The organism is Collinsella sp. TM04-29 (assembly GCF_003466565.1).
Taxonomy (GTDB): Bacteria; Actinomycetota; Coriobacteriia; order Coriobacteriales; family Coriobacteriaceae; genus Collinsella.
In genome coordinates, this window is sequence record NZ_QSPW01000006.1 from 58,124 (window position 1) to 67,656 (window position 9,533).

The window sequence follows — 9,533 nt, forward strand, 5'->3', positions numbered from 1 at the left end:
GGCATCGAATGAAATCGAAAGGATCATTATGCCCGCGCTTATCACCCATCATCTGTTTGGCGAGGAAAGCATCGACCGTCTTCCGCAGTGCGTCATCACGTCCGATGAAGAGCGCATTGCCTTTATCTTGGGCAACCAAGGCCCCGACCCGTTTTTCTTTCACATTCTGACACCGCGTGTTTCCGACTGCACGCTGCTGGCGCAGGTCATGCATCGGTCGCGCATGTCTCGCCAGTTCGCGTGCCTGCGCGACGGCGTGTCGCATCTGCTGCCGCGCGATGCCAGCTTGGGTCGTGCCTTTGCGCTGGGCCTGCTGTCTCATTACGTGCTCGACCGCAACGCTCACCCCTTTGTCTATGAGCAGCAGTTTGGCATCGTGGAGTCCGATTCAGAGCTTGAGGATTCGAGCAGTCAGGTCCATGCCGTGATCGAGAGCGACCTGGATGTACTGATGCTGCAGCTTAAACGCGATGGCGCTACGGTCGACGATTACCCGCCGGCGGGCGAGATCGTCACCACCGATCGCATCAATCGCGTGGCCGGCGTGCTGATGAGCTATGTTGCCGGACGCGTGTACGGCATTGACATTCCGGCGGGGGAGTACGGTGCTGCCGTTGCCAATATGCAGCGACTTTACCGCGCGATTGAGCCGGCCGGCTCCGCAAAGACGCGCGCGATCTCGCTGGTTGAGGGCTTGGTGCACGACTACTCGCTGCTCGACGGCCTTGCGCACCGCGTGACGACCGAGCTGACCGAGCGTACCGGCAACCTGGGCCACTTGGCATGGAAGAACCCCTTTACCGATGAAGTCTCGACCGAGAGCTTCCCCGAGGTCTTTGACCGCGCGCTGCTCGATTACGAGTGCACGGTTGCCCGCTTTATCGAGACCGGCGATATGGAAGCCGTGACCAACCATGTCAATTACAGCGGTCGCGTGCTCAATGCCGATGAGGAGTTCGACCGCGAGGAATAGGGCTCATGCGTGCCCCTTTGCCGAATCCTTACCGGTGCTTCTGGACAATTGGGGTACGATGAACTAACTGCATATCGGGCGAATACGAAGGGTCCCTGTCCATGAAATACACCAAGCTCGAGCGTAACTGGGTCATGTACGATGTGGGAAACTCGGCCCTCGTGCTGCTCAATACCTCGGTGGTGCCCATCTACTTTAACGCCATCAATACCGGTGCTTCCTCGGCAGACCTGGTGGTCGCTTGGGGCAACGCGCAGACGATTGCCTCGCTGGTCATTGCCATGCTCATGCCCATTCTGGGCGCGCTTGCCGATTACGCCGGCAACAAGATCAAGTTCTTCTTGGGCTTCTTCCTCACGGGCCTGGTTCTTTGCCTGGCGCAGGCTATCCCAATGTCCGCCATGGCATTTTTGACCGTGTACGTGCTGTGCACCATCGGCCTTAACTCTTCTATGACGTTCTACGACGCCATGCTGCCCGACATTACCACCGACGAGCGCATGGACGCCGTGTCCAGCTCGGGCTATGCCTGGGGCTACATCGGTTCCACCGTGCCGTTCATCATCTGCCTGGCGCTTATCATGGGTGGTTCCGCTCTTGGTATCCCCACCATGCTGGCAACGCGTCTGTCGTTTGTCATCACCGGCGCCTGGTGGCTCATCTTTACCCTGCCGCTCATTCGCACCTATAAGCAGAAGTACGGTCGCGAGCGTGGTCCCGAGGACACCATCGGCCACATCGTGGGCGGCGTGTTCTCCGAGGTCGGACACACCATGCGCGAGATCGCCCACAACAAGACCGTGCTGGTCTACATGATCGCGTTCTTCTTCTACATCGACGGCGTGCACACGGTCATTTCCATGGCAACCAGCTATGGATCGGCTTTGGGCATCGACTCGACCCAACTGGTGCTGGCTCTGCTCGTTACGCAGTTTGTGGCCTTCCCGTCCGCCATCATCTACGGCAAGCTTGCCGGTCGCGTGGGCACGCTCAATATGATCTTGGTGGCCGTCGCCGCCTATATGGGCATCGTGCTCTTTGCCGCGTTCTTCCTCAAGACCGCCTTTGAGTTTTGGGTGCTTGCCATTTTGGTCGGCCTGTTCCAAGGCGGCGTGCAGGCGCTGAGCCGCAGCTACTTTGGCCGCATTATTCCCAAGGAAAAGTCCAACGAGTACTACGGCTTCTTTGATATCTTTGGCCGCTATGCAAGCGTTATGGGCACCTTCCTGGTGTCGGTCGTCACCTCGCTGACCGGCAACCCGTCGCTGGGCGTCCTGTCTATCGGCGTGCTGCTGGTGGTGGGCTTTGTGCTGCTGGTCCGTCTGTCCCGCATGTCTCAGACGGCAGAGCAGGCCGCATAGGAACTTGCCGGTAATTGCGTCCGCCGCGATACTCTTTTGGGGTTATCCGCAATAAACATTCTGACTTTCGAACAATGATTAGCCCAAGTGGGTATGATGGAGTCAGCTAGGTCGCGGGGCGTCGCCTGTGTTTGGCGGCGTCCCGTTTTTGTGTTGCAGGGAGGGTAAGGCATGAACGCCACGGTCGTGATTCCAACGTATTGGGCGGGCGATGACGCTTGCGCAAACGCCCCTGGCACCTATGACCATTCGACGCGTCTCAACGCCGACAATCCCGAACTCGACCGCTGCCTGGCCTCGCTTGAGCAGGTACGTGACATCCCGCGCATCATCCTTTTGGTGGTCTGTCCCGTTTCTGCCACAGCCGATGTGTCGCTGCGCGTGCACGAGATTGTCGACGCGCATCCCACGCTCAAGGTCACCGTTGTTACCAACACCCAGGCCTCGCGCATCGCAGACCGGGTTGCTCAGATCGCGCCCAAGGGTTCGGGCGAGTGCGTGAGCCTGCGAGGTTACGGTGCCATCCGCAACATGGGGCTAGCCTGTGCCGCTGTGCTGGGGCATGACGCGGTTATCTTTTTGGATGACGATGAGACTGTCATCGACGCCGACTTTATGAAGCGCGCGACCTATGCGTTGGGGCAGCAGACGCGTCAGGGCTTGCCGATCTTGGTCAAGAGCGGCTATTTCTACGATCGCGACGGCTCGCCGCTGGCTCCCACGGACAAGGCGGGCATCTGCCATCGTTGGTGGACCAAGCGCATCGAGTTCAACCGTTGGATGAAAAAGGCGCTCTCGGGCACCCGCATCTCGCGCTCCAACTACGTGTGCGGCGGCCTGATGGCCCTGCACGCCCGCGCCTTTACGCGTGTGGCCTTTGACCCGTTTATCACCCGCGGCGAGGACTTGGATTACCTCTTTAACATGCGCATGTTTGGCTACGACGTGTGGTTCGATAACGAGTGGACCGTGCGCCATCTGCCTCCGGAGTCCGAAAAGCGCTCACCGCGCTTTATGCAGGATGTATACCGTTGGTACTACGAACGGGCCAAGTTGACGTTCGCCGCGCATCAAAAGGAGCTCATCCCCGTTACGGCGGCATCGCTCATGCCCTACCCGGGCCCGTGGATTTCGCGCGAGCTCGACGACCGCGTGCGCAAGACCGCTATGGTCCGCAGCGTGTTTACCCGCGAGCATGAGGGCTACCTGCGCATTTGGCGCCATGGTATCGGCGAGGCAAAGGCCTATGCGCGCCAAAACGCTGCAAGCTACCTGCGTTTCCAGAGCTTTTGGCCCAAGATCATGGACGGGCTTTGGCGTGACGCACAACTGATCAGTATCCTGGAGGGGGCCGAATGATCGACCGCCGCGCCCAGCGCGATAGTTCAATATCAATCTTTCGCATCATTGCCGTTGCATGCGCCATTTGCGTGCTGGTGTACTTTATTTTTGCCTTGGTGACCGGTATCGAGCCGATCGCCACGGTGATTGCCTGCGCGCTGCTGTGCATCTTTCTGTGCATCTTTATCTTTTTGACGCTCAATCCCGATTCGGTGCGCTCCCAGTACACCGAGGAGACGCTCTCGGTGGCCTCGGCCATGCTCGAGGACATTAAGGGCGGTCTGACGCAGGAGTCGGCGCGTTTGGTGTGCCGGCGCATTTTGCCCGAGACGCGCGCCATGACGGTGGCCATCACCGACGAGGACAACGTGCTTGCCTGCGCGGGCGAGTTTGAGGAAAAACTGCTGCCCGATACTCCCATCCACACGCTTGCCACACGCTACGTTATCGAACATGGCATCGTGCAGTCGTTCAACCGTATGGTGGATGTCGTGGGCTCGGACGGCTCGCACAACCAAGTTCCCGCCGGCATTATCGCCCCCATCAAGGTGGGCGATCGTACCGTCGGCACGCTCAAGTTCTACTACAAGACCCCGCGCGCCGTCGACCGTACCCAGTATGCGCTTGCCTCGGGCTTTGCCGAGATCTTGTCCACGCAGCTCGCCATCCACGAGCTCGAGGTGCAAAAGGAACTCACGGCGCGCGCCGAGGTGCGTGCGCTGCAGGCGCAGATTAACCCGCACTTCCTGTTCAACACGCTGAACACCATTGCATCGTTTACGCGCACCGACCCGCTGCGGGCCCGCGAACTGCTTCGTGAGTTCTCATCGTTCTATCGTGCTACACTCGACAACTCGGGATCGCTTATTCCGGTCTCGCGCGAGGTCGCACAGACCAAGCGCTACCTTACCTTTGAGAAGGCCCGCTTTGGCGAGGACCGCGTGCTTGCGACGTTCGATGTGTCCGAGGACGTGGAAGATACGCTGGTGCCGGCGTTCGTGATCCAGCCGATTGTCGAGAACGCCGTGCGTCATGGTATGGGCGATGACGACGCCCTGAGGATCGACGTGACCGTTCACCAAGACGGCGAGGATGCAATCTTGATTGCCGTGGCCGATAATGGCGTGGGCATGGATGAGGGTACCGCCGCCAGACTGTTTGACGAGCGCTCTGCCCGTCCCGACGCCAGCTCTCCCCAGGGTGGCGGCGCCGGTGTGGCCATGCACAATATTTCGGAGCGCATCCATCGCTTTTTTGGGCCGCACTCCTATACGCGTGTCGAATCGGCGCCGGGCAAGGGCACCAAAGTGCTTCTTCATCTTGATTTGTCAGAGAGCATCTTTGACATTCAAGAGTAAAATAAAAGGCTACGGGCTCAACGTCATGCGACGGATGCCTGGCGTAGTTAGTTGACGAAAGGTTTTATCCCTATGCTGCGTGCGATGATTGTGGATGATGAGGCGCCGGCTCGCTCGGAGCTTCGCTTCTTGCTCGAGCAAACGGGCAAGATCGGCACGATCACGGAGGCGTCGAGCGTCCGCTCCGCCATCGAGATGCTTATGGAAAGTCGCGTGGATGTCGTGTTTCTCGATATCTCGATGCCTGGTGCCTCGGGTCTGCAACTTGCCGAGGCGCTGCATAAGCTCAAAAATCCGCCGGCGATCGTGTTTGTGACTGCGTATAGCGACCATGCGGTCGAGGCATTCGACGTCGATGCCGTCGATTATCTGATGAAGCCTGTCGAGGAAGCTCGCTTGGATCGCGCGATCGAGAAGGTCATGCAACGCGCCAAGCCGGTTACGGACAGCAAAGTGACCATCGAGCGTATCCCGGTGGAAAAGGGCGGCCGCAAGGTGCTCATTCCCGTGGATGACATCCGCTTTATCATGGCAAAGGACGATTACTCCTGCATCTATACCGTCGATGATCGCTTTTTGTCGACGACCTCGCTGGCGCAGTTTGAGGCCAAGCTCTGCGACTTTGGCTTCTTCCGTGTTCACCGCCGCTATATCGTCAACTTGGCGTGCGTTACGGACGTCGAGACGGTGCCCTCGGGCGCCATCCAGCTGGGCATTACGGGCGTCGACGAACGCGTGCCGGTTTCGCGCCGCCGCGTCGTGCCGCTCAAGAAGGCCTTGAGTCTCTAGCGCACTGGCCCCGCAGCCCTGTAGACCCATCGTCTGCGGAGCCGTGGGGCCTTTTTTGTATGTATCTGCCGAATCGTTTTTTGCGGAAGGGATCCCATGAACAGTGCAAGCGCCAAGCGTATCGACATCATCTCGGACACCCACGGCTATTTATCGCCTGCGCTCTTGGATGAGCTTGAGGGCGCAGACCTGATCATCCACGCCGGCGACCTCACGTCAGAGATGGACTACGAGCACCTGTGCACCATCGCCCCTGTACGGGCCGTATTGGGCAACAACGATTACTACCGCGACTACGGCCCCGATGTAGACCGTCTTGCGCTCTTTACCTACGAAGGCCTCAAATTTGCCGTAGCCCACTACCGCGAAGACCTTCCGGTGGGATCCGTAGACGTAGCCATCAACGGCCACACCCACGTAACCAAAGAAGCCCAGGTGGGCCGCTGCCTAGTCCTCAACCCGGGCAGCGCCAGCTACCCCAGAGGCACCCGAGGCCCCACCATGGCCAGAATGCTCGTTAAAGACGGCAAGATCCTAAGCACCAAGTTTATTGACTTGGAGTAACCGCAACAAAAACGGGGGATGCAGATGCGTTCCCCGTTTCCATTTGAGCCAATGGCCGAGCTTCAACAAAAACCTTAGACAACCCCGCCGCGGAGAACGGGGCCGCCGAGCCGCGAAGCGGCGAGCAACAACAACGGCTCGAACAATGTGACGGCAGGGAGGGTCTCCGGGGCCGAGGGCGGGGGGTTAAGTTTGTCGCGAGTTCCGCACGCAAAGGAAAGCACTTAATGTGCTTTCCGTCTTGCGCAGGACTGTAGAGCAGCAAACTTAACCCCCGCCCCCAGCCCCGGAGACCCTCCCGGATGGCTCCAAAAAATTTTTTCAAAAAAGTTGTTGCGCGCCGGACAGACTTCTGTGTATACTAATCCCCGCAGCGCACGCGAGCGGAAACAAACGCGAACGCCTGCCTGGGGAGTTAGCTCAGTTTGGTTAGAGCGCCGGCCTGTCACGTCGGAGGTCGCGGGTTCGAGCCCCGTACTTCCCGCCAACGCAATTAAAGCCACGTCTTCGGACGTGGCTTTTTGCGTTTGATGCACTTTGTTTCGATAGAACGATCGCCCTGGCGCATCTTCGCCCAGAATCCCCGCCCCTTCGGGAACGCAAGTAAAATCTAATAAGCATATCTGTCTAAACAACAGCTTTGTTGCGCAACACCTGTTCAACGAAGCAGGGGGTTAGGTTATACTAAATTGCACTGTGGGCCGCATCTGATGCATTTCGCTCCAAGCGCGGCATTCAGTGGATATCCGATTTACCATTTGGATGTCCTGCGGTCATTTAGCGTCTCGACACAAGCTCGGCCCCGGAGCTCGTTCGAGCTGTTCGTATTCCTTGAAAGGGGAAAAATGGACATATCGAGGAAGACTGATTACGCCCTTCGTATGTTGGCGATGCTTGCCGAGGATCCGGAGCGTTTGCTTTCTGTTCGCACCGCTGCCGAAGAGGTCAATGTCCCGTATTCGTTTGCCCGCTCGATTCAGCACGGTTTGGTCCAGGCCGGTATTGTGGAGAGCCTGCGTGGCGTCCACGGTGGCATGCGTCTCAAGGTCAGTCCGGACGACGTTACCATTCGTCAGGTCGTCGAGGCCGTTCAGGGCCCTATGGTTATGAATGATTGCACCGCACCCGATGGCGACTGTGCGCGCATGGGCACGTGCTGCTATCATCCCCTGTGGGCCGGAGCTCAAGCATTGATGCGCGACTACCTCGATTCCGTTTCGCTCGGCGACATCGTCGCTCACCGCCAGTTCCTGGCCGTCGATCCCAAGTTCGCCGACCGCGAAGCGTTTCCCGAGTACGCCACCTGTGCGTATACATGCCGGGAGGAATAGCGCCGCATAAGGAGCATAGATATGATTCAGGACCCCTTTCGTTCGATGATTCGTTCGGAAGGGGTCCTGCGTTATCGCGACCTTCCGTGGCGCCGCACGCGCGATCCGTACATCATTTGGCTTTCCGAGGTCATGTTGCAGCAAACACAGGTGCCACGCGTGGAGACGCGTATGCCGGCGTGGCTCGATCGCTTTCCGACCGTGCAGGCGCTTGCCCAAGCCGCGCCTTCCGATGTTTTGGACGCTTGGCAGGGCATGGGCTACAACCGACGCGCTCTGGCGCTCCACAAGGCCGCTCAGCGCGTTGTGGAGGACTGGGACGGTGAGTTTCCGCGCGAGACGCGTGACTTGGTCGCTCTGCCTGGTATTGGCCCGGCAACGGCGCAAGGTATCCGGTCGTTCGCGTTTGACCTTCCAGGCGTGTATCTGGAGACCAACGTGCGCACGGTCTTTCTGCATCACTTCTTTCCCGATGTACCGGCTGTTCCCGACCGCGAGCTGGTGCCGCTGATTCAGGCGGCCTGTCCGGCGGTCCCCGGTGCGGCGACCGACGAGATCGCTCCCTTTGCCGTGCCGCTCGATGATGCCGACACGCCGCGCGCGTGGTATTACGCGTTGCTGGACTACGGCGCATATCTAAAAAAGACGTTGCCCAATCCGTCCAGGCGCTCGGCGGGCTATAGCCGTCAATCAAAGTTTGAGGGCTCACGTCGCCAAAAGCGCGCGCATATCGTGCGCATGTTGCTGGCAGCGCGCGATGGCCAACCGGCGGGGATTACGCTTGCTGATGCCGTGGTGGGCGTTAACGATATGGAAGCGGCGGCTGGGCGCGGGCCGGTCGAGCGCGAGCTTGTCGCGGGCATTCTGGCCGACCTGGAGCGTGAGGGCTTTTGCCGAGCCGAGGGCGATCGCTGGCTGAGCATTTAGCCCGTGGAAATCTGAAGAACAGGATTGTAAGGTTTAGATTTCCGACATGAGGGCATCCTAAAGACGAGGCCGCTCGAAGCCTACGGGCGGCATGCGTTGAAGGGAAGTACACCTATGGATTTTGAGAATTCCCAAACCAAGAAGAACCTCGAGACCGCTTTTGCCGGTGAGTCCCAGGCACACACCAAGTATCGCTACTATGCCTCCAAGGCAAAGAAGGACGGCTACGTTCAGATCTCGAACATCTTTGCCGAGACGGCTGGCAACGAGTCCGAGCACGCCAAACTGTGGTTTAAGTATCTGCACGATGGCGCCGTCCCCGATACCCTGGACAATCTGCGCGATGCCGCCGCGGGTGAGAACTACGAGTGGACCACGATGTACGACGAGTTTGCCAAGACCGCCGAGGAAGAGGGCTTTGCCGAGATTGCCGCAAAGTTCCGGGGTGTCGCCGCCGTCGAGAAGGCCCACGAGGAGCGCTACAACAAGCTCGTCGAGCGCATCGAGTCGGGCGAGGTGTTTGAGCGTGAGGGCGTAAAGGTGTGGAAGTGCCTGAACTGCGGGCACCTGCACGTTGGTGCCGAGGCGCCTGAGGTGTGCCCGGTTTGTAACCACCCGAAGGCGTACTTTGAGGAGCAGGTGGTGAACTACTAGCGCTTGGCGCTGGCTGCTGCGGAGCGCAGGGCGGGAGGCCGGATCGCCTTCCCTCCCCGCTCACGGCTCCGCAGGGTCGCGTTGAGGGAAGGCGATCCGGCCTCCCGCCCTGCGCTCCGGCTTCGGGTCGTCGCGTGCTCGTTACTGAAAAGCTGATTAGAAGTTTGTGTGCCGCCCCTTTTGGGGCGGCACGTTTTTCAAGACTTTAGTCTGCTGGCCGCGCAGCGGCCAGCTT

Annotated in this window: 9 protein-coding genes and 1 tRNA gene; all 10 read left to right on the forward strand. The window is 59.4% G+C overall.

The annotated features are described in order from the left end of the window. The first annotated feature begins 28 nt into the window (after positions 1–28). Entirely contained in the window at positions 29–973 is a 945-nt protein-coding gene (locus DXD39_RS09450; RefSeq protein WP_117758476.1) for a zinc dependent phospholipase C family protein, read from the forward strand. Between the two features lie 101 nt (positions 974–1,074). Beyond that, on the forward strand, positions 1,075–2,334 hold the full coding sequence (locus DXD39_RS09455) for an MFS transporter (RefSeq protein WP_117803912.1): 1,260 nt from the start codon (positions 1,075–1,077) through the stop codon (positions 2,332–2,334). A 171-nt stretch (positions 2,335–2,505) separates the two neighbouring features. Continuing rightward, entirely contained in the window at positions 2,506–3,693 is a 1,188-nt protein-coding gene (locus DXD39_RS09460) for a glycosyltransferase (RefSeq protein WP_117803913.1), read from the forward strand. Further along, positions 3,690–5,033: a histidine kinase gene (locus DXD39_RS09465; protein WP_117757814.1), complete on the forward strand. Its 1,344-nt coding sequence runs from the start codon at positions 3,690–3,692 to the stop codon at positions 5,031–5,033. Before DXD39_RS09460 ends, DXD39_RS09465 begins: the two co-directional genes overlap by 4 nt. Positions 5,034–5,105: 72 nt before the next feature. Continuing rightward, on the forward strand, positions 5,106–5,822 hold the full coding sequence (locus tag DXD39_RS09470; protein ID WP_006235156.1) for a LytTR family DNA-binding domain-containing protein: 717 nt from the start codon (positions 5,106–5,108) through the stop codon (positions 5,820–5,822). A 96-nt stretch (positions 5,823–5,918) separates the two neighbouring features. Beyond that, positions 5,919–6,386 (forward strand): YfcE family phosphodiesterase, encoded by a 468-nt coding sequence (locus DXD39_RS09475; RefSeq protein WP_006235155.1) that lies wholly within the window; start codon positions 5,919–5,921, stop codon positions 6,384–6,386. A gap of 409 nt (positions 6,387–6,795) precedes the next feature. Further along, positions 6,796–6,873: transfer RNA gene (locus DXD39_RS09480), tRNA-Asp, on the forward strand. 358 nt (positions 6,874–7,231) lie between these two features. Then, positions 7,232–7,717, forward strand: a complete 486-nt coding sequence (locus DXD39_RS09485; RefSeq protein ID WP_117803914.1) for an Rrf2 family transcriptional regulator — start codon at positions 7,232–7,234, stop codon at positions 7,715–7,717. 21 nt (positions 7,718–7,738) lie between these two features. Continuing rightward, positions 7,739–8,644 (forward strand): adenine glycosylase, encoded by a 906-nt coding sequence (locus DXD39_RS09490; RefSeq protein ID WP_117564952.1) that lies wholly within the window; start codon positions 7,739–7,741, stop codon positions 8,642–8,644. Positions 8,645–8,758: 114 nt separating this feature from the next. After that, positions 8,759–9,298 (forward strand): rubrerythrin, encoded by a 540-nt coding sequence (gene rbr, locus DXD39_RS09495; RefSeq protein WP_055252097.1) that lies wholly within the window; start codon positions 8,759–8,761, stop codon positions 9,296–9,298. Positions 9,299–9,533 lie beyond the last annotated feature (235 nt).